The sequence below is a fragment of the Aeromonas aquatilis genome, from assembly GCF_054052405.1.
Genome location: NZ_JBSTYP010000048.1, coordinates 13,509 through 36,997, shown reverse-complemented (window position 1 = coordinate 36,997; position 23,489 = coordinate 13,509). Strand labels below are relative to the sequence as shown.

The 23,489-nt window shown below is 56.3% G+C and carries 21 protein-coding genes; 17 read left to right on the top strand and 4 right to left on the bottom strand.

Going from position 1 to position 23,489, the window contains the following annotated elements; genetic code table 11:
- The 17 genes from ACW5W8_RS17570 to ACW5W8_RS17490 all read left to right on the top strand — a co-directional run.
- On the top strand, positions 1 to 3,997 hold a 3,997-nt coding region (locus tag ACW5W8_RS17570), incomplete at its 5' end, for an LPD38 domain-containing protein (RefSeq protein WP_498629156.1).
- A gap of 875 nt (positions 3,998 to 4,872) precedes the next feature.
- The gene (locus tag ACW5W8_RS17565; RefSeq protein WP_075116435.1) at positions 4,873 to 5,076 is read left to right on the top strand and encodes a hypothetical protein; all 204 of its coding nucleotides are present in this window, start codon (positions 4,873 to 4,875) and stop codon (positions 5,074 to 5,076) included.
- Between the two features lie 585 nt (positions 5,077 to 5,661).
- Positions 5,662 to 6,183: a 23S rRNA accumulation protein YceD gene (gene yceD, locus ACW5W8_RS17560; protein ID WP_005345553.1), complete on the top strand. Its 522-nt coding sequence runs from the start codon at positions 5,662 to 5,664 to the stop codon at positions 6,181 to 6,183.
- Positions 6,184 to 6,202: 19 nt separating this feature from the next.
- A complete protein-coding gene (gene rpmF, locus ACW5W8_RS17555) occupies positions 6,203 to 6,370 on the top strand; it encodes a 50S ribosomal protein L32 (protein WP_005300935.1) in 168 nt (55 codons plus the stop codon).
- Positions 6,371 to 6,379: 9 nt separating this feature from the next.
- The gene (gene plsX, locus ACW5W8_RS17550; RefSeq protein ID WP_498629152.1) at positions 6,380 to 7,399 is read left to right on the top strand and encodes a phosphate acyltransferase PlsX; all 1,020 of its coding nucleotides are present in this window, start codon (positions 6,380 to 6,382) and stop codon (positions 7,397 to 7,399) included.
- Positions 7,400 to 7,406: 7 nt separating this feature from the next.
- Positions 7,407 to 8,366 carry a beta-ketoacyl-ACP synthase III gene (locus ACW5W8_RS17545; protein ID WP_498629150.1) on the top strand — a complete coding sequence of 320 codons (960 nt, stop codon included), beginning with the start codon at positions 7,407 to 7,409 and terminating at the stop codon, positions 8,364 to 8,366.
- Between the two features lie 72 nt (positions 8,367 to 8,438).
- Positions 8,439 to 9,374 carry an ACP S-malonyltransferase gene (gene fabD / locus ACW5W8_RS17540; protein ID WP_498629162.1) on the top strand — a complete coding sequence of 312 codons (936 nt, stop codon included), beginning with the start codon at positions 8,439 to 8,441 and terminating at the stop codon, positions 9,372 to 9,374.
- A gap of 13 nt (positions 9,375 to 9,387) precedes the next feature.
- The gene (fabG, locus tag ACW5W8_RS17535) at positions 9,388 to 10,122 is read left to right on the top strand and encodes a 3-oxoacyl-ACP reductase FabG (protein ID WP_005351850.1); all 735 of its coding nucleotides are present in this window, start codon (positions 9,388 to 9,390) and stop codon (positions 10,120 to 10,122) included.
- Positions 10,123 to 10,280: 158 nt separating this feature from the next.
- The gene (gene acpP / locus ACW5W8_RS17530) at positions 10,281 to 10,517 is read left to right on the top strand and encodes an acyl carrier protein (protein ID WP_005300909.1); all 237 of its coding nucleotides are present in this window, start codon (positions 10,281 to 10,283) and stop codon (positions 10,515 to 10,517) included.
- Between the two features lie 82 nt (positions 10,518 to 10,599).
- Positions 10,600 to 11,841 (top strand): beta-ketoacyl-ACP synthase II, encoded by a 1,242-nt coding sequence (gene fabF / locus ACW5W8_RS17525; protein ID WP_498629147.1) that lies wholly within the window; start codon positions 10,600 to 10,602, stop codon positions 11,839 to 11,841.
- 68 nt (positions 11,842 to 11,909) lie between these two features.
- Positions 11,910 to 12,716, top strand: a complete 807-nt coding sequence (gene pabC / locus ACW5W8_RS17520; RefSeq protein WP_498629145.1) for an aminodeoxychorismate lyase — start codon at positions 11,910 to 11,912, stop codon at positions 12,714 to 12,716.
- Complete coding sequence (mltG, locus tag ACW5W8_RS17515) at positions 12,706 to 13,707, top strand: endolytic transglycosylase MltG (RefSeq protein WP_498629143.1); 1,002 nt, start codon at positions 12,706 to 12,708, stop codon at positions 13,705 to 13,707. The genes pabC and mltG overlap by 11 nt, the downstream gene beginning before the upstream one ends.
- On the top strand, positions 13,707 to 14,348 hold the full coding sequence (gene tmk / locus ACW5W8_RS17510; protein ID WP_498629141.1) for a dTMP kinase: 642 nt from the start codon (positions 13,707 to 13,709) through the stop codon (positions 14,346 to 14,348). Before mltG ends, tmk begins: the two co-directional genes overlap by 1 nt.
- The gene (holB, locus tag ACW5W8_RS17505) at positions 14,333 to 15,280 is read left to right on the top strand and encodes a DNA polymerase III subunit delta' (RefSeq protein WP_498629139.1); all 948 of its coding nucleotides are present in this window, start codon (positions 14,333 to 14,335) and stop codon (positions 15,278 to 15,280) included. The genes tmk and holB overlap by 16 nt, the downstream gene beginning before the upstream one ends.
- Positions 15,281 to 15,305: 25 nt before the next feature.
- Positions 15,306 to 16,085 (top strand): TatD family hydrolase, encoded by a 780-nt coding sequence (locus ACW5W8_RS17500; RefSeq protein ID WP_498629137.1) that lies wholly within the window; start codon positions 15,306 to 15,308, stop codon positions 16,083 to 16,085.
- A gap of 373 nt (positions 16,086 to 16,458) precedes the next feature.
- Positions 16,459 to 17,400 (top strand): site-specific integrase, encoded by a 942-nt coding sequence (locus ACW5W8_RS17495; protein WP_498629135.1) that lies wholly within the window; start codon positions 16,459 to 16,461, stop codon positions 17,398 to 17,400.
- Positions 17,401 to 17,576: 176 nt separating this feature from the next.
- Positions 17,577 to 17,849 (top strand): RepB family protein, encoded by a 273-nt coding sequence (locus ACW5W8_RS17490; protein ID WP_498629160.1) that lies wholly within the window; start codon positions 17,577 to 17,579, stop codon positions 17,847 to 17,849.
- 226 nt (positions 17,850 to 18,075) lie between these two features.
- On the opposite strand, the gene rsmF is transcribed toward ACW5W8_RS17490, so the two are convergent.
- The 4 genes from rsmF to ACW5W8_RS17470 form a co-directional block, all read right to left on the bottom strand.
- A complete protein-coding gene (gene rsmF, locus ACW5W8_RS17485) occupies positions 18,076 to 19,506 on the bottom strand; it encodes a 16S rRNA (cytosine(1407)-C(5))-methyltransferase RsmF (RefSeq protein ID WP_498629133.1) in 1,431 nt (476 codons plus the stop codon).
- A gap of 144 nt (positions 19,507 to 19,650) precedes the next feature.
- Complete coding sequence (locus ACW5W8_RS17480; protein ID WP_498629132.1) at positions 19,651 to 22,203, bottom strand: PqiB family protein; 2,553 nt, start codon at positions 22,201 to 22,203, stop codon at positions 19,651 to 19,653.
- A 55-nt stretch (positions 22,204 to 22,258) separates the two neighbouring features.
- On the bottom strand, positions 22,259 to 22,861 hold the full coding sequence (locus tag ACW5W8_RS17475; RefSeq protein ID WP_498629130.1) for a paraquat-inducible protein A: 603 nt from the start codon (positions 22,859 to 22,861) through the stop codon (positions 22,259 to 22,261).
- Positions 22,845 to 23,471 (bottom strand): paraquat-inducible protein A, encoded by a 627-nt coding sequence (locus ACW5W8_RS17470; RefSeq protein WP_005345516.1) that lies wholly within the window; start codon positions 23,469 to 23,471, stop codon positions 22,845 to 22,847. Before ACW5W8_RS17470 ends, ACW5W8_RS17475 begins: the two co-directional genes overlap by 17 nt.
- Positions 23,472 to 23,489 lie beyond the last annotated feature (18 nt).

Genomic DNA, 23,489 nt, shown 5'->3' with positions numbered 1-23,489 from the left:
GGCGCAAGGCGACAAGCCAGCCAAGCACCTGACCCAGAAAGAGGCGGAGCTGGTCACCAAGATATGGTTCAGGCAGTACCAGGGGGCAAGTCGCATTGATGTGCAGATCCACGCTACCCAGGCAGAGCTTGAGCGGGCGCTGGGGCTCGATGCCAAAGAGGGGTTGATCCGGCGAGCGGCGTTCGATGACGACGCCAGCACTCTGCATGTGGCCGCCGACACGATTGCCAATCCTACCCGGATGCGCGAGATCTTGCGCCATGAGGTGTTGGCCCACTATGGGTTGGCCAATGTGTTGGGCGATGGTGAATACACCAAGCTGATGAGCCGCCTGATCCAGTCCAAGAAAAACCCCAGTATGAAGGCCGTATGGGACTGGGTCGATACTCACTATGCTGATGAGGATATCGGGGTTCAGGCTGAGGAGGTGGTTGCCCATCTGGCTGAGCTGGAGCAAAGCGCCTGGGGCCGCGGCTGGGATCGGGTGGTGGCCTGGGTCACCAAGGCACTGCGCTCAGTTGGTTTTGTACCTGATGGTATCACTGCCGCCGAGACCCGGACCCTGATCGAGGGGCTGGGCAAAAAAATGAAGCGTCCCTATGCCAGCCGGATTGGGGCTGATGGCGATGGGTTGTGGTTCAGTGCTGAACGCTCGCCCTGGAAAGAGGGGTTCCCCGAAGTCATTTTGCACGGCCGGTTGGGTGATGCGACCAGCCATCCAGATTATGAGGCCGCCAAAGGTGGCGATGATGCTGCTGCGAGGAGACTGGTTCGCGAGGTGCTATCACCGGATGCGATTAGGCAGCTCAAGGAGGTGATTGGCAATAGAGAGGCGATTGCCCTGGGTGTGCATGCTGAGGAAGCGGTGAGTCGTAATGCAATCCCGCAAGCGATGGCTGACCTGTTAGGCAAAGTATTGGGAATTGAGGTAAGTGTGGATATCGTTCAAGCTGCCAAGGTAGGACGCACGTCGCAGGACGGGTTTGGTCGGCTGGCGTTACAGCCAGGGTTTGATGGCAAAGTGCGAACAGACAAGCCTTATCTTATCATGGATGACACACTGACCCAGGGCGGCACCCTGGCTAACCTCAAGGGGTACATTGAGAATCGAGGTGGGGAGGTGTTGGCTGCAACGGCATTGACCGGCAAGCAGTATTCCGCCAAAATCGCCATAGATAGCTCAACCCTTGAGCAGTTACGAGAACAGTATGACGGCACAGGCCTTGAAGCGTGGTGGCAAAACCGATTCGGCTACGGCTTTGACTCCCTCACCGAGTCCGAAGGTAGATATATCCTCCGTGCCAAGGATGCTGACAAAGTCCGAGATCGAGTCGCTGCGGCAGGACATGCGGCGCCGGCACGAGGCGAACATGAAAGCCCTCGAGACGATGGATCTCTCCCACCTGATGGTCTGAAATTCAGCCAAACAAATACCGTCGCTGACAAGGCGATGGAAAAACTCAATCTCGGCCCCAAGCCTGACATCATCGATACCACCAAAGCCAACCTTGCCAAGCTGCGATCAGTAGATCGCGGGATGGTTCAGTCATGGGTTGACCGCGTCATCAAAAAAGCCAATACCGAAGTGCTCGATGCCTTGGCTCCCATCAAGTATGCAGAGCAAGCCGCAGGCATTACGGACGCTGCCGACTCTGGCTATATCGCCGCACGGATGGCGACCGGTGCTGCTTCAACTATGCAGGCGACTATGCTCTATGGCCTGCCGGAATGGAAAGATGGGGTGATCCAGCGAAAAGCCGGAACCGGGGAGAAGGATGCGCTGCTGGGGATCTTCTCTGATTTGGGGACTGACCTGCATAACTGGCTTGGCTGGATGGCCGGTCACCGGGCTGAAATCCTGCTGGGGCAGGGGCGTGAGAACCTGCTCGATGCCAATGACATCGCCGCCCTGAAAGGGCTTGGTAAGGGCAAAGAAGCCAAGTTCAAGGAGGCCAAGACGCGCTGGAACCGGCTCAATGCTGCCACCCTGGATCTGGCGCAGGAGGCGGGTCTGTTCACCAAGGAGGTGCGGGCCGAGTTCGAGAGCGAGTGGTATATTCCCTTTTTCCGCGAGTCGGAAGATGGCGACGTGATCGCCCCCTTCAAGCCGAAGGGGATCGCCAACCAGAACGCCGGTATCAAGAAGCTCAAAGGTGGTGAGGCCAACACCAACGATCTGCTCGAGAACATCTTCACCTCTACCTCCAAGCTGATCGATGCCTCCATGAAGAACATGGCGGCGCAAAAGACAGTCTGGAACCTGGCAGATACCGGTCTCATCGAGGTGGTGGCCAAGCCCAACATGATGGATTGGCGGGCCCTCAAGAATGGCAAGGACCTGATCACCGTCAAGCTGGATGGTGAGGACTACATGATCCGGGTGGAGGATCCTGACCTTTACCGCGCCATGACCTTCTTCGATCGTCAGCCGTTCGGCACCCTGGTTAATGTGGCGGCCAAGGCCAAGCGCCTGCTGACAGCCGGTGTCACTGCATCCCCTGAGTTCATGCTGCGCAACTTCTTGCGCGACTCACTCTCCAGTTGGGTGATCAGCAAGGATGGCTTCAAGCCGGTGATCGACTCCATCAAGGGGGTGAGGAAAACCCTGGCCATGGATGGCAGCACCATTGATGTGATGTTCAGCGGTGCCAGCTTCCTTGGTGGCTACGTCAACGGCAATGACCCCACCGCCATGGCTGACACGGTGCGCAAGTCGTTGCGCCGCAAGGGGATGACGCCAGAGCAGATCGCCAGATATGAGAAGTCCATCATCCGTAATGCGGCCCACGCCAAAGGGGTAGTGGCCAACGTGTGGGAGAAGTACAACAGGCTTGGCGAGGGGCTGGAGAATGCCAACCGTGAAGCGGTCTATGACGCCGCCATCAAGGCAGGTAAGAGCCACGCGCAGGCCGCCTTTGAGTCGAAGGACTTGATGGATTTTTCAATGCTGGGGGCTGCCCGTGCAATTCAAGGGGCTGCCATGGTGCTGCCGTTCTTCAATGCCCGCCTTCAGGGACTGGGCAAGCTGACCCGCGAGCTGCGTGACAACCCGCGCGAAATTGCCAAACGTGCTGGCATGATCACCGCTATGTCGCTCGGCCTGCTGGCTGCTAACTGGGACGATGAGCGGTATGAGGAACTGCCGGACTGGGACAAAGATACCAACTGGCACTTCTTCCTTGGCGATCAACACTTCCGGATCCCGAAACCGTTCGAGATCGGGGTGATGTTCGGCACCATTCCCGAGCGTATGGTGCGAGCCCTGGGCGACAAAGACACTGGCGCCCAGTTTGGCAAGGCAATTGCCCGGGCGATCGGCGATACCTTTGCCCTCAACCCCACTCCCCAACTGGTTAAGCCGATGGTGGAGGCTGCCTTCAACTATGACAGCTTCCGCGGTGGGCCCATCGATGGCCCCCAGGATCTGGCGGTGCGCGCCGAGGCCCGTTACAACGAGCAGACCAGTTTGCTGATGCGCGAACTGGGCGAGCTGTCGGGCTTTTCTCCCAAGCAACTGGAGCACTTGTTGATTGGCTACACCGGCACCATGGGCAGTTATGTAATGGCGGCGGCAGACGGGTTGATCCAGGCTGTTCGCCCAGGTGAATCAGCCAGTTGGCGCGCTGATGAGATCCCTTTGGTTAAAGCCGTGTACCGCGGCACTGGTCCCGCCAAGTCTACCCAGCATATGGAAGACTTTTACCGAATGCTCAACGAGGTGAATCAGCTCAAGCGTACCGTTGACCAGTACCGGGGAGAAGGGGAGGACGATAAGGCTGATGAGCTGTTGGAAGAACAGGGAGGCATCTTAAAGGCGCGGCGTCACTTGAGCCTAACCCAGCAGCAAATCAGAGTATTACGAAGCCATATTGAGTTACTGCAACGGGATCGAACATTAAGTGCAGAGGAAAAACGCCAACGGATAGACAGGCTGCTGGCGAGTCGCAACACACTTGTTTATAACACGGTTAGGCAGAATCGGGGCTATTGGGAGTGAACAATTGGGTTATCGAGACAACCGGAAACTACGTCAATAATATGTGAGGTTTGTCACGAAATATAGTTTTTATGGTAAGTGAGTATTCTAACGAACCTGACTATTTATCTAAGTACAGACTGATATACAAAATTATGAATGGATAGATGATTTGTATTTTCCAATAGATATATAACTCTAAATGTAACCGCAGCATTCAAATATGCATTAAGTTGATTATTGATTGCTTCAATTATTAAGCTCGTGGTGGCTATCGATTAATTATGTGATGCAGGTCTCTTCTTCGTGTTCTACCAAGGCGTTACATTAGATATCGAAGCTGATGCGCTACTGCGCCTGCGACACAAGTAGCATTGCTCTCTATGTGGCCTGCGTTGTGGCTAGTCATCTTCGTGCGTGTAGTAGCACTCAAGCTAGCACGCGGGTTTGAGTGTTGTTAGCCCTTGTTTACTGGAAAGTGTAATTTGTCACTTGATTGTTTTGGCCAGTGCCGCTAATGGCACTGGTTTTTTTCTGCTTGTCTAACTAACCAATATTAAATTGGTGATCCTTTTCAGAATTGTTGGGGGCAGCGGTGGTTTATAAAGACGTCTTGATAATTCAGTCTCATTGAATGCTATTACACATTGGCATTAGTTTTTTACGTGACCGACCATAAGTTGGATGTTGGTCTGGGTAATAAATCTCAAAAACTAAATTTTTATAAGCGCGAGGAAGAATACTCAAGTCGTAAGGCAGCTAAAGGCGACCCGCTGAATGTACTAATGTTCTCGACAGTTAATAACTCCAGGAAAACGGGGAGTAGTGCAATAGCGGCTCTGGTTGATCAGTTATGACGGGGGTACGGTGGGTGCCTAACCTACGAGGACTCAACCATGTGGATACTGCTTGCGCTTGTGTTTATGGTGTTGGCGCTCAAGGCCTTCAGTTTCAGCTTCACATTGGCATTGATACCGTTCGCCCTGGGGTATTGGTGTTTCAGCAAATCCGATCGGGGCAGCCTGGACAACTTCATGGCCTTCGGGTTCATGCTGATTCTGATAGGCTTTGTTGTGCTAATAGCCATTAGTTTCTTCTGAAATTGGCTCGCAGCTTCGGCAAAGAAGAGGGAAGCATGGGGAGGTAGGTTAGTTCAAGCACACTGATGAAGTGACAGGTTATCGCGTCCCTTGCTTCTGTGTATGCATACAGTTCCTCTGTCATCGAAAGATTGAGAGGCAACCCAGGGGACATTGATCAAGTGGATATGACACCCCAGGATCGTAATGCTATCGCACGTATACTGGAAAAACTTCGCGAAGCCGTTTATGCGGCACGGTAAAGCGTTAGGATCCTTCCTAAGCCCGCCACCGTGCGGGCTTTTCTATGCACGTTTTTGACGGAGGTATGATGGTTTGTTTGGGGCATTTTTGGGGCAAAACGATGGGAAAAATGGGGGATTTGAGGGGACGGTGAGAGGTGAGGGGGGGCGATGAAACCGCCTGTAACCCTTATATTTACTGAATCATTGCCGGATTCGGTGTCGATTCAGGCCGTTTGTGGCATAATCGAGTTACCGATGAAAGCAGGTACCGGCATTCTAGGGACTTGCGACGTTAAAATCATCGGCGGTAAGGACTTTTTCCTTTGACTATCAGTTGTTGGACCTATATTATTCGCGCCCTATGCAAAAGGTGAAGTTGCCCGTTAAGGTTGATCCAGTCCGTAGTGCCTTGAAGCTGCTCGATTACATCGGGATAGTGGAAAAGTCGCAGATGCCCAGGCTGGAGGAATCAACCGCTGGCTTGCAGAGTGATATCGAGGTATCACTGCACTTTGGCAAAGATGTCCAGAAGTTGACCGTTATGAAAGGCACTGCCCATGCCAAGGTTGACCTGGTTTGCCAACGTTGCGGAGAGACATTCGAACACCTCTGTGAAGCTGAATTTATCTACACTCCGCTGTTCGAAAGAACAAACGAGGAAGAACTGCCGGAAGCTTATGAGCCCATTGAGTTGGACGAAAACGGCGAGATAGATCTTCATCAAATCCTGGAGGATGAACTCATCCTCTCGTTGCCTCAAGTCGCAATGCATTCTCTGGATGCATGCCCGAGAGGAAACATGGAGATGACCTGGGGTGAAATCGAACCTGCTGATGAGCGGCCGAATCCCTTTGCAGTTCTTGAAGAGCTTAAACGTAAGTGAATTTAGGAGTTAGCCTACAATGGCCGTACAACAGAACCGTAAAACCCGTGCCAAGCGTGGCATGCGTCGTTCCCACGATGCGCTGACCACCGCTGCCCTGACTGTTGATCAGACCAGTGGCGAAATTCATCGTCGTCACCACGTGACTGCCGATGGTTTCTACCGCGGTAAAAAGGTAATCGCTTAAGGATTGCCTTTGTCTACGCAAACTGTCGCGCTAGACATCATGGGGGGAGATATTGGCCCCTCGGAAACAGTGCCTGCCGCCGTGCAGGCACTGTCTCTTTTACCCCAGCTAAAACTGATCCTGGTCGGCGACCAACATCAGACCTCCTCTCTGCTGCAGCAACATGGCTTGCTGAATCATCCCCGCGTTCGTTTCGTACATGCATCCCAAGTGGTTGGCATGGGCGATAAACCGATCGTGGCGTTGCGTACCCTTAAAGACTCCTCCATGCGGGTGGTACTCAATCTGGTGAAAACCGGTGAGGCCGATGCCTGCGTCAGTGCCGGCAATACCGGTGCGCTGATGGCGATGGCCAAGTGCGTGCTCAAATCCTTGCCAGGGGTAGACAGACCCGCCCTTATCAAGGCGTTGCCGACATTGAGTGGCAAGCGCACAGTGATGCTGGATCTTGGCGCCAACGTCAGCTGCGATGCCGATACCCTGTTGCAGTTTGCGGTGATGGGCTCCGTCGTGGCCGAAAAGGTCGAAGGCATTGCATCACCCCGTGTTGCCTTGCTCAACATCGGCGAGGAGGAGATCAAGGGCAACGATCTGGTGCGCCACAGTGCCGAGTTGTTGCGTCAGTGCACTGCGCTTAACTATGTCGGTTTCATCGAAGGGGATCGCATCTTCAGTGGCGAGTGCGACGTGATTGTTTGCGATGGTTTTGTCGGCAATGTTGCCCTCAAGACGGCGGAGGGAGTAGTGCGGATGATGGCCCAGTTGGCCGGATATCCCCGCAAGAAACGCAGTTTTCTTGGCCGGATCGCCGGATTTATGTTCAAACGGCGTTTTTCTTACCTGAACCCCGACCAGTATAACGGGGCAAGTCTGTTAGGATTGCGCGGCATTGTGGTAAAAAGTCATGGGCGGGCCGAGCGGCGCGCTCTGTGTAATGCGATCCTGCTGGCCGCACAAGAGGCCAAACATCAACTTCCACTGCAAATAGCAGATCGCCTTGAAGCTGTCTTCTCTGACAGGGATCTATAAGAACTCTATGCATAGCAAAATTTTGGGTACTGGCAGCTATCTGCCGAGTTCAGTGCGTACCAATGCCGATCTCGAGCAGATGGTTGAGACCAGTGATGAGTGGATCGTGGAACGCACCGGTATTCGTGAGCGCCGTATTGCCGGTGCTGACGAGACCGTTGCCACCCTCGCGCACCAGGCCGCCCTGCGCGCCCTGGATGCAGCGGGCTTGACCGCAGCCGATCTCGATATGATAGTGCTGGCCACCACCAGTGCTGAAAATGCTTTCCCGGCGGCTGCCTGCGAACTGCAGGGGTTGCTCGGCGTACCGGGCATTCCTGCCTTTGATGTGGCTGCGGCCTGCGCCGGTTTCACCTATGCGCTTTCTATTGCCGATCAGTTCGTCAAATCTGGCGCTGCCCGCCATGTGCTGGTCGTCGGGGCCGATGTGTTATCGCGCATGTGCGATCCGCAAGATCGCGGCACCATCATTATTTTTGGTGATGGGGCAGGTGCCGTGGTGATTGGCGCCAGCGAAACACCGGGCATTCTCTCCACTCATCTTCATGCCGATGGCCGTTATGGCGATCTGCTCAAGCTGCCGCAACCCCGTCGCGGTATGCCGGGCGCCGAACTCGAAGCCTACATGTACATGAAGGGCAACGATGTGTTCAAAGTGGCAGTCACCCGTCTGAGCGAGATCGTGACCGAGACCCTGGCAGCTGCCGGTCTCGAGCCGAGCGAGCTGGACTGGCTGGTGCCCCATCAGGCCAACTTCCGCATCATCAGCGCCACTGCCAAGAAACTCGGTATGGGCCTCGACAAGGTAGTGTTGACCCTCGACAAGCACGGCAACACCTCTGCTGCGTCCGTACCTATTGCCTTCGATGAAGGGGTGCGGGATGGCCGGATCAAACCGGGCCAGCTGGTCTTGCTGGAAGCCTTCGGCGGTGGTTTTGCCTGGGGCTCGGCGCTGGTTCGCCTCTGATCCAATGCGGGATGAATGAGTGCTGTCATCCCGCAACGATTTCATTTTTGTCTTATCTAAAAGGAATCAATGATGACCCAATTTGCCATTGCCTTCCCGGGACAAGGTTCCCAAACTGTGGGCATGCTGGCCGAGCTGGCCGAACAACATGCCGTGATCAAGGATACCTTCGCCGAGGCGAGCCAGGTGCTGGGTTATGACCTGTTTGCCCTGGCGATGAATGGTCCGGTTGAAGATCTGAACAAAACTTGGCGCACCCAGCCTGCGCTGCTGACAGCCTCTATCGCCCTGTGGCGCCTTTGGCAACAGCAGGGTGGGGCAACTCCTGCCATGATGGCGGGTCACAGCCTGGGTGAGTACTCCGCGCTGGTTTGCAGCGGCGCACTTGATTTTGCCGATGCGGTCAAACTGGTCGAGCTGCGTGGTCTGGCCATGCAGGAAGCGGTACCGGAAGGCACCGGCGCCATGGCGGCCATCATCGGCCTTGATAACGAATCTATCGCCGCCAACTGCGAAAAAGCGGCACAAGGGCAGGTGGTCTCTCCGGTCAACTTCAACTCCCCGGGCCAGGTGGTGATCGCCGGTCACAAAGAGGCCGTTGAGCGCGCCAACGTGCTGATGAAAGAGTCGGGCGCCAAGCGTGCGCTGCCGCTGCCGGTCTCCGTGCCGTCTCACTGCGCGCTGATGAAACCTGCCGCAGAAAAACTGGCAGCTGCGTTGGACGGGATCGAGATCAAGGTTCCAACCATCGCGGTCATCAATAATGTCGACGTATCCTGTGAACAGGGTCCGGCCGCCATCAAGCAAGCGCTGGTACGTCAGCTGTTCAGCCCGGTTCGTTGGACCGAGACTGTCGAGCGGATGGCAAATGAGGGCGTTACCCTCGAGATTGAGATGGGACCGGGCAAAGTGCTGACCGGGCTCGCCAAGCGCATCGACAAGCGCGTGGAAGGTATTCACGCTAACGATGCCGCCTCTTTCGAGCAGGCGCTGGCCCAGATCAAGTAAACAGGAGCAAGTGATGAGCTTTACCGATAAGGTTGTGTTGGTGACCGGTGCCAGTCGTGGCATCGGCCGTGCGATTGCCGAAACATTCGTGGCCCGTGGCGCGAAAGTGGTTGGTACGGCGACCAGCGAGAGTGGTGCCGAGGCGATCAGCGCCTATTTGGGCGACAATGGTTGCGGCATGGCACTCAACGTGACCAGCCAGGAATCCATCGAAGCCGTCTTCGCCGCCATCAAGGCGCGCTTTGGCGACATTGACATCCTGATCAACAACGCGGGGATCACCCGTGACAACCTGTTGATGCGGATGAAAGATGACGAATGGAACGAGATCATCGATACCAATCTGACCTCGCTTTATCGTCTGAGCAAACCGGTGTTGCGTGCCATGATGAAGAAACGTCACGGTCGCATCATCAGCATTGGTTCCGTGGTAGGCACCATGGGCAATGCGGGTCAGGTCAACTATGCTGCCGCCAAGGCGGGTCTGGTTGGTTTTACCAAATCGTTGGCGCGGGAAGTGGCATCCCGTGGTATCACAGTGAACGCGGTTGCCCCCGGTTTCATCGAAACCGACATGACCCGTGCCCTGAATGACGATCAACGTGCCGGCATCATGAGTCAGGTGCCTGCCGCCCGTTTGGGTGATCCAAAAGAAATTGCCGCAGCTGTGGTATTCTTGGCTTCTGATGAAGCAGCCTATATCACCGGCGAAACCCTGCATGTTAATGGCGGGATGTACATGGTGTAATCAATTTGTCGTGAGATCTGTTCAAATTTGCGATAGTACGCCGAAGTTTGGCACATTTCGTGGTTTGACCAGCGGCAAGCTACTTGCAAACTCACGTCAATTGAATAAACTACCCCAACCAGACGCAAATAGCGTATTTTTAAAGGAAAATTCAGGTCATGAGCAACATCGAAGAACGCGTAAAGAAAATCATCATCGAACAACTGGGTGTTAAAGAAGAAGACGTCAAGAACGCTGCCTCCTTCGTCGACGACCTGGGCGCTGACTCTTTGGATACCGTTGAACTGGTAATGGCGCTGGAAGAAGAATTCGATACCGAAATTCCTGATGAAGAAGCCGAGAAGATCACCACTGTTCAAGCGGCTATCGACTACATCACCGCTAATCAGGAATAAGTTCCTGTTCTAAGAGAAGCGGCCCAAGGGCCGCTTCTTTTGTATTTGTTCCTTTTCAAAACACCTCTCGGAGACTACCTCAGTGTCAAAACGCAGAGTCGTGGTGACCGGCTTGGGGATGCTTTCCCCGGTGGGTAACACTGCCGAATCCAGCTGGCAAGCACTGCTCAACGGGCAGAGCGGCATTTCCCTTATCGAACACTTTGATGCCAGCGAGTTTGCAACCCGCTTCGCAGGTCTGGTCAAGGATTTCGATCCCGAGCAATACGGTATCAACCGTAAAGACGCTCGCAAAATGGATCTCTTCATTCAATACGGCATCGCGGCCGGTATGCAGGCGCTGGATGATTCCGGCCTGACCATCAATGAAGAGAATGCCGAACGTGTCGGCGTGGCGATTGGCTCCGGTATCGGCGGTCTGGGTCTGATTGAACAGAACCACGAAAGCTTGGTCAACGGCGGCCCGCGCAAGATCAGTCCCTTCTTCGTTCCGTCCACCATCATCAATATGGTGTCCGGTCATCTTTCCATCATGAAAGGTCTGCAAGGGCCGAACATCGCCGTGACTACCGCCTGTACCACTGGTACCCATGCCATCGGTATGGCTGGCCGGATGATCGCGTACGGTGATGCCGACGTGATGGTCGCTGGCGGTGCCGAGAAAGCCTCCACCGCGATGGGGATGGGTGGTTTTGCTGCAGCCAAGGCACTCTCCAACCGCAACGACGAGCCGCAAAAAGCGAGCCGTCCGTGGGATAAAGATCGCGATGGTTTTGTGCTGGGTGACGGTGCCGGTGTACTGGTGCTGGAAGAGTACGAACACGCCAAGGCCCGTGGCGCCAAGATCTATGCCGAGCTGGTCGGTTTTGGCATGAGCGGCGATGCTTACCATATGACTGCGCCTCCCGCTGATGGCAACGGTGGCGCTCGCGCCATGAAAAATGCCATCAAGGATGCCGGCATTGCCCCCGAGCAGATTGGTTACATCAACGCTCATGGCACCTCCACCCCGCTGGGTGATGTGGCCGAACTGCGTGGCATGAAGTCGGTGTTTGGTGAGCACGCCAAATCCCTGATGATCAGCTCCACCAAGTCAATGACCGGTCACCTGCTGGGCGCCGCCGGCGCCATCGAGGCGATCATCACTGTGTTGGCTCTGCGTGATCAGGTGGCGCCGCCCACCATCAACCTGGACAACCCGGATGAAGAGTGCGATCTGGATCTGGTGCCCCATGTTGCCAAGTCAGGCAGCTTCGAGTACGCCCTCTCCAACTCGTTTGGATTTGGCGGCACCAATGGCTCGCTGATCTTCAAACGCGTATAATTTGCCACAGGGCAAAGACACAGGCCCGATACTGCCGGTATCGGGCCTTTTTTATCGGAGGGATCCCTTTGCTTATCAATGGAATGAAGCTTGATACCATCTCTGCCCATGATCGGGGACTGGCCTATGGTGACGGTCATTTCACCACCATGGCGGTCAGGGATGGTCGTGTATTGCAGTGGCCTGCCCATCTTGCACGGCTGCAGCAGGCCAACAACCGGCTGGGATTGGCTGATCCTGACTGGGATCTGTTGAGCCAGGAGGTTGAAGAGATGGTGGCCAACCAGCCACAATGCGTGGCCAAGGTGATCCTGACCCGCGGCGAGGGTGGCAGGGGCTATGATGGCAGCGGATGTCAGCACTCGACCCGCATTGTCAGCCTGGCGCCATTTCCTACCCACTATGGCCAGTGGCAACAGCAGGGTATCGAAATGGTGGTGTGCCGCCAGCGCATCGGCGATGCCCCAATGCTGGCCGGGCTTAAAACCTTGAATCGTCTGGAGCAGGTGTTGCTGAAAAGCGAACTTGTCAGCTGTGATGCAGTCGAAGGGATAGTGCTTAACAGCCGCGGTTTTCTGACCGAAGGCGTCAGTGCCAATCTGTTTTGGCGTCGGGGCAAGACGGTGTTTACGCCGGATCTGGCCCGCGGTGGTGTCGATGGCATCATGCGCCGCCAGGTGATGGCGATGCTGAAACAGATGAGTATTGAGTTGCGTGTGGTAGAGGCTCCGCTGGAGTCACTATGGCAGGCGGAAGAGGTGTGGCTCACCAATACCCTGATGGGGGTGGTGCCGGTCAACGGCATCGAGGATATTCATTATCCCGCAGCGGTATTGAGTCGCCGTTTACAGGAGCGTTTGGTCATTGAAGTTTAATCGGCTTTACACCCTGCTCGCGGGGGCGGCACTGACTGTGGCCGTCGCCGGGGGCTATGTATATCACAAATGGCAACAGGTGGAGACGCTCACCAACAATGGGCCGACCCGGCTCTATACGGTGGAGAAGGGGGCCCATGCTGCGCGCCTGATCGCCGAACTGGGGGAGGGGGAAACCAGCCCTTGGGCGGTGCGGCTCTGGCTGCGCGGCCATCCCGAACTGGTGGCCATCAAATCGGGTACCTACGAGATCAAGGAAGGGGCCCCCCTCAAGGAGACCCTCTCTCTGTTCGCATCGGGCAAGGAGTTTCACTTCAGCCTCACCTTCGTTGAAGGCTCCCGTTTCGAAGATTGGCAGAAGCAGCTCGCAAGCGCCCCTTATCTCGAGCGGTTGACCGTAGAGCAATCCGAAACCGATCTGGCGCAGGAGCTCGGCATCGAGAATGGCAAGCTGGAGGGGTGGTTCCTGCCGGAAACCTACGCCTATACCACCCATGCCAGCGATCTCTCGATCTTGCGCCGCGCCCATCAGGATATGGAGACCTTCCTGCAGCAGAGCTGGGAGAAACGTCAGGCCAACCTGCCTTACAAGACGCCCTATGAGGCGTTGATCATGGCTTCCATTATCGAGAAAGAGACTGGCCAGCCGGACGAGCGGGCGCAGATCGCCTCCGTATTCGTCAATCGTCTGCGTCTTGGCATGAAGTTGCAGACCGACCCTACCGTGATTTACGGGGTGAAGGATCGCTATGACGGTAACATTCGCCGTAGCGATCTGACCGACAAGAATCCCTACAACACCTATGTGATCGACGGTCTGCCGCCCACGCCAATTGCCATGCCGGGCAAGGCCTCCATCGAAGCTGCGCTTAACCCCAAATCGACCGACTATCTCTACTTTGTCGCCAAGGGGGGCGGTGCCCACTATTTCTCCAAAACCCTCGATGAACATAATCGGGCGGTTCGCGAATACATATTGAAGAAACCCTAATGTCTAAATTTATTGTGATCGAAGGATTGGAAGGGGCAGGGAAGAGCTCGGCCGTGCGTTATGTGACCGACTATCTGCAGCGCCACGGCATCAACCGGATCGAGTGCACCCGCGAGCCAGGTGGTACGCCGCTTGCCGAGCGGATGCGGGCCATTGTCAAAGAGGTGCACGACGAGCGCCTCACCATCGAGGCGGAATTGCTACTGATGTACGCCTCCCGGGTGCAACTGGTGGAGACCCGCATCAAACCCGCACTGGCCGACGGTGTCTGGGTGGTGGGGGATCGCCACGATCTCTCCTCCCAGGCGTATCAGGGCGGTGGTCGCGGTATCGATGCCCAGCTCATCGGTGCCATCAAGCAGGCGGTGCTCGGCAACTTCAAGCCGGAACTCACCCTCTATCTCGATATCGATCCTGCCCTTGGCTTACAACGCGCTCGCCATCGCGGCGAGCTGGATCGCATCGAACTGGAGCAACTGAGCTTCTTCGAGCGTACCCGCACTCGTTATCTCGAACTGGCCGCCAAGGATGATTCCATTGTGGTGATCGATGCGGCGCAAACGCCGGAACAGGTCAAAACGTCCATTGAGCGCGCATTGGATCACTATCTATCGAACGAGCCGCTATGTATCCCTGGCTGATCCCCGACTGGCATGCACTGAGCCAGACGGCCCAGTCCGGTCGTCTCGGCCACGCCTGGTTGTTGCTCGGCGATCCCGGTCTTGGCAAGGCGCAGCTGGCCGAGCGGTTGGCGCGTTTGCACCTTTGCCAGCAATCTGATCGCGGAGAACCGTGCGGTCATTGCCACTCCTGCCAGCTGTTTGACAAGGGTAACCACCCTGATCTCGGTACCATCACACGCGACAGCAAGACCATCGGGGTCGAGGCCATTCGCGAGATCTGCACCCGGCTGCAAGGCTCTGCCCAGCTCGGCCGTGGCAAGGTGGTGATCATTCCAGATGCGGAGCGGATGACTGAATCGGCGGCTAACGCCCTGCTGAAAACCCTGGAAGAGCCAGCTGGCGACAGCTTGCTGTTGCTGATTGCCTCCCAAGTTTCGCGGCTGCTCCCCACCATTCTCAGTCGCTGTCACAAACATGTCTGTCAGTTGCCTGCGGAAGGGGAGACGGTACGCTGGCTGGCCGAGCAGGGTCATCAGGCCACCCTGGCTCAGGTGCGGATCTGTCAGGGGGCCCCGCTGCGGGTCCTCGACTATATCGAGCAGCAACAGGACGGCACTCGTCGCGAACTACTGGAGCAGTTTGCCGCCCTGAGTCAAAGTCCGGTCAAGGCGACGGCATTGTGCAGTCTGCTTGGTCAGGAGACGCAAGTCAGATTGCACTGGTTGCAGCTCTTCTTGTGTGATGCCCTGAAAACCCAGGCCGGATGTGGTCACCAGCAACTGGCTATGCCAGACCTGGCCATCTTGAGTCAGCGGTTGGCGGAGCAGCACTCCAGCGAAAAACTGCTGGAGGCAGAACAAGATCTGGTTGCTCTTAAAGCGGCATGCCAGCCGGGCCAGCTCTCCAATCCCACCATCCATTTGATGAACTGGCTCAGTCGCTGGTTATAAGTACCGACAAGCAGAAAGGTTTTATATGTTACTCGTTGATTCCCACTGTCATCTCGATCGCCTCAGCTATGGCAGCAAGCAGACCAGCATGGCCGATGTGCTGGCCAAGGCCGCGAAACTGGACGTGGGATATTTTCTCTGTGTCAGTGTCACTCAGGCACAGTTCCCGACCATGCTAGAGGTGATCGCCCCCTATCCCCAGGTGTTTGCCTCTTGCGGGGTGCACCCGCTCAATCAGGAACCCGGTGTGGATGCAGCCTTGTTGCTGACACAGGCTGCGGACGAAAGAGTGATCGCCATCGGCGAAACCGGGCTCGACTACTTCTACTCCCCCGAGAACAAGGAAGTACAGCAAGCCTCTTTCCGCGAACATATCCGGGTTGCTCGCGCGCTGAACAAACCGCTGATCATCCATACCCGCGATGCCCAGCAAGATACCTTGCAGATCATGCGTGAAGAGGGAGCGGATCAGGTTGGCGGTGTGCTGCACTGCTTCACCGAATCCCTCGAAATGGCACAAGCCGCGATGGCGATGGGGTTCTATATCTCCATCTCCGGGATCGCCACCTTTAAAAATGCATCTGCCCTGCAAGAGGTGGTCAAGGCTCTGCCCCTCGACAGATTGCTGGTCGAGACCGACTCGCCCTATCTTGCCCCCGTGCCGCATCGGGGGAGGGAGAACGAGCCCGCCTTTGTGCGTGACGTTGCCCAGTTTATTGCCGATCTGCGTCATATTCCGCTTAATGAATTGGCAGAAGCCACCAGCCGGAATTTCTTTGAACTATTCAAACTGGCGAAAAAATAACACAGAAGCCCCGTTGTTCGGGGCTTTTTATATTTCAAATACCAAGCTGATTGCCCACCTGAGTATCAACACTGCGCCGTGTTATCTCTCACTCACCCCAGACAATGTAACCTGTTCATCCATACAAACTGGAGTCGAATGAAATTCCGATGTTTCGTTTATCTAATGTGGCCAAAGGGTATAAAAACATCAGGCTATAAGTATCGATAATATTCATTATCGATACTTGATGTGTGTGGAGGATCCTGTAAGATCCTCTCAAACATCATATGAATCATAGGGTTCTGTGACATATCCAACCTTATCCAATCCGGCTCATCAGTCACTGCAGACTGTTTTCGATGCGCAGCTAAATAGTCGGGCACGCCGCTTTTTGCGCAGTGCAAAAGCGGATTCCACACTCAATGCCTATCAGGCGGATACCCGTATTTTTGTCTTCTGGTGCCAATTACACGGGCTGGATCCGCTGCAAACGACCCATCACGACATCATGAATTTTCTCGCAGATCAGGCTGACGGCGTATTGGCCGACTGGGTATGGCTGGATAAAGAGGAGGGAAAAGGGGAGCTGCGCAATGGTGAACCTCGTAAACCGGCAACCCTGGTGAGACGGCTTGCCGGGATCCGTTATGCCTTCAAGCAGAAAGGCATTCACCCCATGCCCACCGAACATCCCGAAATCAAGGAGATGATGCGCGGTATTGTCAGGTTGGGGGATAACCGCAAGCGCAAAACCGGTGCCCTGACGCTGCAACCTTTGACCCAGGTGCTGGATGGCATCGACACCAATGACCTCGCGGGTTTGCGTGATCACACCCTGATACTGCTGATGTTCAGTGGCGCCTTGCGCCGTTCGGAAGCGGCCCGAATTGAGGTGAGCGATCTCGATTTTATGGGGCAGGGGATCCGCCTTCGCCTCAAACCGAGCAAACATCAGTTGCATGAAACCGAGATCGCCCTGATCCCGGGCAAGCACTACTGTCCCGTCTCGGCACTGCAAAAGTGGTTACACAAAAGCCGGATCAGCGAGGGGCCGCTATTTCGGCGCATGAATCGTTGGGGTCAACTGATGGCCGAACCACTCGGCCCCCAGGGCATCAATCTGATGATCAAGCGGCGAACCGGCCAAACCATCGATGATCTCTATGTCAGTGGCCATAGCCTACGGCGTGGATTTATCACCTCTGCGGTAACGGCCGGAAAGCCGATGAACAAGATCATTGAAATCACTCGCCACAAGGATATGCGAACCCTGCAGGAGTACTTCGATGACGCCCACAAATTCTCTGATCATGCCCTTGATGGCTTGCTCTGACATCCTGACTGCGCATATGAATTATTTATGTTAAATGATATCCTGTTGATCTAATGATATATTTGTCGCGCAAGCCAACAGCCCAAAGCGGAAGGGCATCTTCCAATGGATAATGGCATGTGATGAGAGATAACAAATCCGGAAATGGAACATCGCAAGGACATATGAGCCAAGAAATGACAGGGCGTGAAGAGCAAGAGGCGGGGCCCCAAAACAATGCCGAGCGGCAGCGCCAACATGTAAAACGCAAACAGGAGACCCATACCCGGCTGCAATGCTGGATCAGCAATCGCCACACCGAACGATTGGCCGCACTGGGTCTTCATCTCGAAGACAGTCAGGCATCACTCATCGAGCAGGCGATCGATCTGCTCTACCAACATGAGCTGGGTAGAGAACCTCCGTTTGAAAACAGAGTCGCCACACAGGTCGAAGAGACCGTTGAATAGACACAAGAGTGAAGTAACAGCGATACGTGAAGAGATAAAAAAAGCCAGGTACGAATTCCTTGTACCTGGCATAGGGGAATTGGCTCCTTGCAGAGCCGTGCGCTAACTGGTGTTCGGATTGCCTTAAGCTTAGACAAGGCTCAAGGCTTTTCAAGATCCGAATAAAAGTTCAACCAGAGTGTGGGTATTTCGGACTCGTTCAAGTGCTGATGCACCGAACGGCCCACTACGCATTGAACAGATTGTTGTCACGCACCAGCTCGCGGGGGAGGGCATTCTTGACCCGACTCCCCACCCATTTCCCCATCCCCAGGGTATGTCCCTGATAGCGGACGATCACCTCGCCAACGCCAGCATCATGTTCTGGCCAGACGTCCCGCCCCATCATGAATTCCCGCGCATTGGCGCTATCCAGTTCGACTACCCCCTTGCTCGCTTTATCGCCATAGGCCAGTGCCCACTCATGAGTGAGGCGATAACCCTTCTTGAAGGTCTCGGCCAACTTGATGCCGATGCGATCGAAACGCAGCTTGCCCTGCACCTGATCAAACAGCTGGGGGAAGAGCCAGATCTCGTCATTGCGGCCAAACAGCTGACCCTGAGGTGCCACCCCGAAGTTGGCTTCAATCTCGCGCAGCATGGGCTCTGACTCTTTCGCTGCCAGCGGCAGGAAGGGGAATTTGCCCAGCTTGCCCGGCTTGAACATGGTGTTGGGCACCGAGTGATGCTTACGCAATCTGGCGACGAAAAAGCCTTCACTGTCGAAGATCTGGGGCCAAACGTGCAGGTATCCTTCGGATGTGCAGGCCTGCTCTGCATGAGGGAACAGGTCGGCCAGCGAGTCAAAACTCAACGCATCGCCAAACTTGTCCAGCAGGGATTGGCAGACCGCCTGATTCTCCTGCTGGCTCAAGGTGCAGGTGGAGTAGACCAGCACACCGCCCGGTTTCAAGGCATGGAAGGCGCTCTCCAGCAACCCTTGCTGCACCGCCGCGATCTCGTCGATGCTCTCGATGCTCCAGTTGCGCAGGGCATCTTCATCTTTTCGCACAGTCCCTTCGCCGGAGCAGGGGGCATCGAGCAGGATGGCATCGAATGTCTCCGGCAACCACTGGCCAAACACCTTGGCATCAAAATGGGTCATGCCCACATTGGTCACGCCGCAACGCTGGATATTGGCGCTCAGCACTTTCAACCGGCTGCTGGAAAACTCGTTGGCAACCAACATCCCCTGATTGTTCATCAGGGCGGCGATCTGGGTGGTCTTGGAACCGGGGGCTGCCGCCGCATCCAGCAACATGCCGTCCGCTTTGATCTTGTCGCTGGCAAAGAGTGCCGTCACCGGCAGCATGGAGCTCGCTTCCTGAATGTAGAAGAGCCCGCTCAAGTGCTCGGCGGTGTTGCCAAGGGGGACAGTTTCATCGCTGCGGGTCAGCCAGAAGCCGGTATCACACCAGGGGACAGGGTCAAGCTGCCAACCCAGTGGCTCCATCAGCGCGACGAAATCCGAGACGGCGATTTTCAAGGTGTTGACCCGAATGCTGCGTCGCAGCGGACGTCGACAACTGGCCACAAACTCATCCATCGAGAGATGGGCCGGCATGATGGCCGCAATGTGGCGTAAAAAGTAATCGGGAAGGAAGGTGTTGTCGTGCACTGTGCCATCTCGTTGACCGAAAAAGAGGGGCGATATCCTATCACAAGGCTAAGAATATTCTGAATCTGAACCCTATCAACAGGCACTGGAATATAAAAAAGCCCGGCACTGTGCCGGGCTTGGATGAGATACAAAGGGAAGAGATCAGGGCTGGATACGCGGACTCCACTCCAGCCACTCTTTCTCAGCCTTGCCGTAAAGCGGATAGCTGTGGCCAGCCTTGACGGTTGACCCCATCTCTCTCTCCGGCGTATTGAAGGCGATGCCGCCGGCCAGCAGGCTCTGCACTGTCTCCACTTCGATAGTGCCGCCGGTCAGACCGATATCCGCCTTGACCCCGGAGACATTCCAGAAACGGGAGTTGGCCCGCACCAAATGGGCATACTCCAGATCCACGTTGACATCGATCACCACCTCGCTACCATCCCGAGCCAGCGCCACCTTGGTGACACTGCCCACCACCATCTTGCGAAAAAGCAGCGGGCTGCCGACGCTCAGGCCATTGACGGAGGGGCTCTTGAGGGTCAGGGCCAGACCCACAGGGCCGACTTGACTCAAGGGGAAGCGATCTTTGCCTGCGCCTTTACCCGGTTGTGCTTCTACAAACGCCCCCTTGATCAGGGTATCGAGGTGCGCAACCCCGCCGAGCCCCAGCTTGGCCTGCACCAGAGTAAAGCGGGCGCCGGACTGCAGGAAACGCTCGGCGTAGTGGCCATCGAGTTCGGCCTTGAAGATCACCTGACCCAGTGACGGCTCCAGCTCGATCTCTTCAATTTTGCCTATATCGACCCCGCGATAGCGGATCGGGCTGCCAATCCCGAGCCCCGGATTGCTCTCTGCTACCAGTGACAGCTGGCGCACCTTGGCCTTGGCTTGCTCCCTGGAATCGAACAGTTGATGGCTGCTGCGGCCATTGGCCAACCGGTCGAACTCGATGGCACCGCGCAGCAGGGTACCGAGGTTACCCACTTTGACCTGAACCCCATCGACCCGCACCTTGGTGTCGATGGCCGGTTTTTTCCAGAACTGGGGTTGTTGGGCGAGGAGGGGAGCATAGATTCCATCAATCTCGAGTTCGATCTCGACCCCCTCTTTGGCGGCGCGCAGCTGTTTGACCTTGCCCGCTTCCAACCCCAGATAGAGCACAGGTGAGCCAATGCCAATGCCATCGGCCTGACCTGCCTTGAGCAACCAGCGCTGGGGCTTGGCATCACGGGTACCGAGCAGTGCCAGCTCCTGACTGGGGTAGAGACGGTTAATCCGCTCGCCACTGCTGGCTTGTACCAGCTTGATCCCGCCCCCCAGCCAGGCACTGGCCGGACTGGTTTCTACCTTGATGCCACTCAGATCGGCATCGATCTGCAACGGGGCGGCGCGATAGAAGCGGGCACGGTTGAGCAGGTGACCATAGTTCGGCGCCATCACCAGCTCGACGCTGGCATTGCCGCGCGCATCCAGGGTGAGCTGGCTGATACGGCCCACCTGCAATCCCTTGTACCAGACAGGTGCATCCTGATTGAGCCCCGCCAGATCGTCAGCCTGCAGCGTCACCTTGGTGCCGCTCTGGGGCGCGCGATCGGTCAGGGTCATCTTCTGTACCGGTTTGCCCGCTACATAGTCCAGGCGAATGGCCGGGCCGGAGAGCAGGCGATCTGCATGCTGCACGCCGGTCGCGGAGAGGGATACGCTCTCCCACACCAGTTGACTCTTGTCGGTAATGCGATAGGCCTGCTCCGGGTTGATCAGCGCTGTGACCACCCGGCCTTTGTCGGTGAGGCGAATGGGGTCGATACGACCAATCTCGATCCCCTCATAGAGGATGGGCATCCCATCCTTGACCGGAAGATCGCCAGCCGCAATGTCGATACGCGCACCGCGTGCCGCTTCCGCCAGCCCTTTATAGAGGACGAAAGTCTGTCCCTTCTCCGGCTCCGGTGAATCTTTGGGTGAGTCAAAGGCAATGCCGCCGCTCAGAATGGAGGTGAGGCTGCCTGCCTCCACGCTTACCCCGGCCAGACTGAAGGAGCCCTTGATGCCACTGATGTTCCAGAAGCGGGTATCGGCTTTGACCAGATGCTCGAAACGCGGCTCGATCACCAGATCCAGAATGACGTTCTGGTTGTCTTGACCCAGGCGGGTATTGATGACGCTGCCCACCTCGATACCGCGGAAATAGAGCTTGGCGCCAATCCCCACAGAACCCAGCGAATCGGCGGTCAGGTGCAGCATCCGCCCCTGAGCCTGATAGCCGGGAGGAGGGCCCTCCAGTGCATCGAAGGTCTCCTCCAGCGGATTGCTTTCACGCCCCGGCTGCAGGTTGATGTAGTTGCCGGAGACCAGGGTATCGAGACCGGAGATCTCGGTCAGCGATGCCTTGGGGCTCACCAGCCAGAAGTCGGATCCCTTGCGGATCAGTGGTCTGGCACGGCTGTCAATCTTGGCCATCACCGCAATCTTGCGGCCATCTTCAGCCAGCTCCAGCTCTTGCACCACGCCGATGGCCACCCCCTGATAACGAACTTGGGTTTTACCCGGCAAGATGCCGTTGCCCTGGGCGAAGTTGATCTGGATAAGCTGGCCACGGCTCAATACCTGCTGATAGAGAAAGCCACCTGCCAGCAGCAGGGCTATCAGGGGTAACAGCCAGACCGGCGATAACCAGCGACGCTTTTCAATGACGGGTTCAGCCCCGATCATACCGACTCCTTATTGGCTGGATTAAACAGCACATCAGACAAAAACAGAGAAATCATTAACGGGCCGCCTTGTCCCACAGTAAACGGGTATCGAGCATGCGGGCCGACATCATGGTCAGCACCACCACACCGGCAAAGGCGGTGGCCCCTGGGCCTGCGCGGACACTCAGCAGCACACCCCGATCGACCAGTGCCACCATCAGCGAAATCACGAACAAGTCCAGCATCGACCAGCGACCGATAAAATCGATCACCCGATACATCACCAGCTGGCGCTTGCGCCGCACCGGTTTGGCCCGCTGCAACTGCCAGCAGATCCAGCCCAGACCCAATATCTTGCCCACGGGTACCAGTATGCTGGCGGTGAGGACTATGGTGGCAATCCCGCTCATTTTGCTGCGATAGAGCATCATGATACCGCTGAAGATGGTATCTGACTGCAGTAACCCCTTGTTGTAGAAGTGGGTAATGGGCAACAGATTGGCAGGCAGCAACATAAAGGTGGCGAGCGCCAGCAAGCCCCACGACCAGGCGAGGGAGCGGGGAATGCGCACCTGCAGCTTGCTGCTGCAGCGGGGGCAGACTGCCTCGACTTGATAACGCACCAGAAGACCGCAAGTATGGCAGCGGCAGAGCCCCATCTCACGGGCGCTGGTCATGTTCCGGCTCCTTTAACGGGATCCGCGCCCAGTAGGGGGCGGGGTCAAACAGGATCAGCAGGGTCATGTTGAGCAGCATCAGAATACCGAGGCTGAGCAAGCCGCCACCGAGGCGCACATCGGCGATGTCGATCAGTTTGAACAGGGCAACCAGCAGGCTGACGATATAGACCTCCAGCATGGCCCAGTGGCGAAACACCTCGACCAGCTTTAAGGTGACGGGAAGAATGTGCCAACGTTTGGCCAGACCCGAAGCCAGCACAAAGATCCCCGCCAATAATCCCACCGGCGCCAACACGGCGCACCAGAGCACCAGGCTGGCCACCCACCATTCGCCCTCGCCAAACAGCACCAGAATACCGCGCAGCAGGTCGGCGTCGGTATTGACCCCAGCCAGCCGCAGATAGATCAGCGGTTCAAAAAAGGCGGAGGGCAGCAGCAGAAATCCGGTGATGGTCAGGGCCATCAACTGGGAGGGACGAAAGGCATAACGGCCATAGAGATGTTGGTGACAACGCGGGCAGTGGGCATGGCGACGCAGCGGCAGTGCTTTGCGCTGGATCAGCAAGTCGCACGCCGGACAGACAATTACGGAACCGGGCTCCATCATACAATTCAACCTGTTGAA

Excerpts from the sequence above, each read along its gene's own strand:
- fabG (WP_005351850.1), top strand. The coding sequence starts at position 9,388 with ATGAGCTTTACCGATAAGGTTGTGTTGGTGACCGGTGCCAGTCGTGGC.
- ACW5W8_RS17470 (WP_005345516.1), bottom strand. The coding sequence starts at position 23,471 with ATGATGGAGCCCGGTTCCGTAATTGTCTGTCCGGCGTGCGACTTGCTG.
- acpP (WP_005300909.1), top strand. The coding sequence starts at position 10,281 with ATGAGCAACATCGAAGAACGCGTAAAGAAAATCATCATCGAACAACTG.
- holB (WP_498629139.1), top strand. The coding sequence starts at position 14,333 with ATGTATCCCTGGCTGATCCCCGACTGGCATGCACTGAGCCAGACGGCC.
- ACW5W8_RS17545 (WP_498629150.1), top strand. The coding sequence starts at position 7,407 with ATGCATAGCAAAATTTTGGGTACTGGCAGCTATCTGCCGAGTTCAGTG.
- ACW5W8_RS17475 (WP_498629130.1), bottom strand. The coding sequence starts at position 22,861 with ATGACCAGCGCCCGTGAGATGGGGCTCTGCCGCTGCCATACTTGCGGT.
- ACW5W8_RS17565 (WP_075116435.1), top strand. The coding sequence starts at position 4,873 with ATGTGGATACTGCTTGCGCTTGTGTTTATGGTGTTGGCGCTCAAGGCC.
- ACW5W8_RS17480 (WP_498629132.1), bottom strand. The coding sequence starts at position 22,203 with ATGATCGGGGCTGAACCCGTCATTGAAAAGCGTCGCTGGTTATCGCCG.
- rpmF (WP_005300935.1), top strand. The coding sequence starts at position 6,203 with ATGGCCGTACAACAGAACCGTAAAACCCGTGCCAAGCGTGGCATGCGT.
- fabD (WP_498629162.1), top strand. The coding sequence starts at position 8,439 with ATGACCCAATTTGCCATTGCCTTCCCGGGACAAGGTTCCCAAACTGTG.
- ACW5W8_RS17500 (WP_498629137.1), top strand. The coding sequence starts at position 15,306 with ATGTTACTCGTTGATTCCCACTGTCATCTCGATCGCCTCAGCTATGGC.
- ACW5W8_RS17490 (WP_498629160.1), top strand. The coding sequence starts at position 17,577 with ATGACAGGGCGTGAAGAGCAAGAGGCGGGGCCCCAAAACAATGCCGAG.
- yceD (WP_005345553.1), top strand. The coding sequence starts at position 5,662 with ATGCAAAAGGTGAAGTTGCCCGTTAAGGTTGATCCAGTCCGTAGTGCC.
- tmk (WP_498629141.1), top strand. The coding sequence starts at position 13,707 with ATGTCTAAATTTATTGTGATCGAAGGATTGGAAGGGGCAGGGAAGAGC.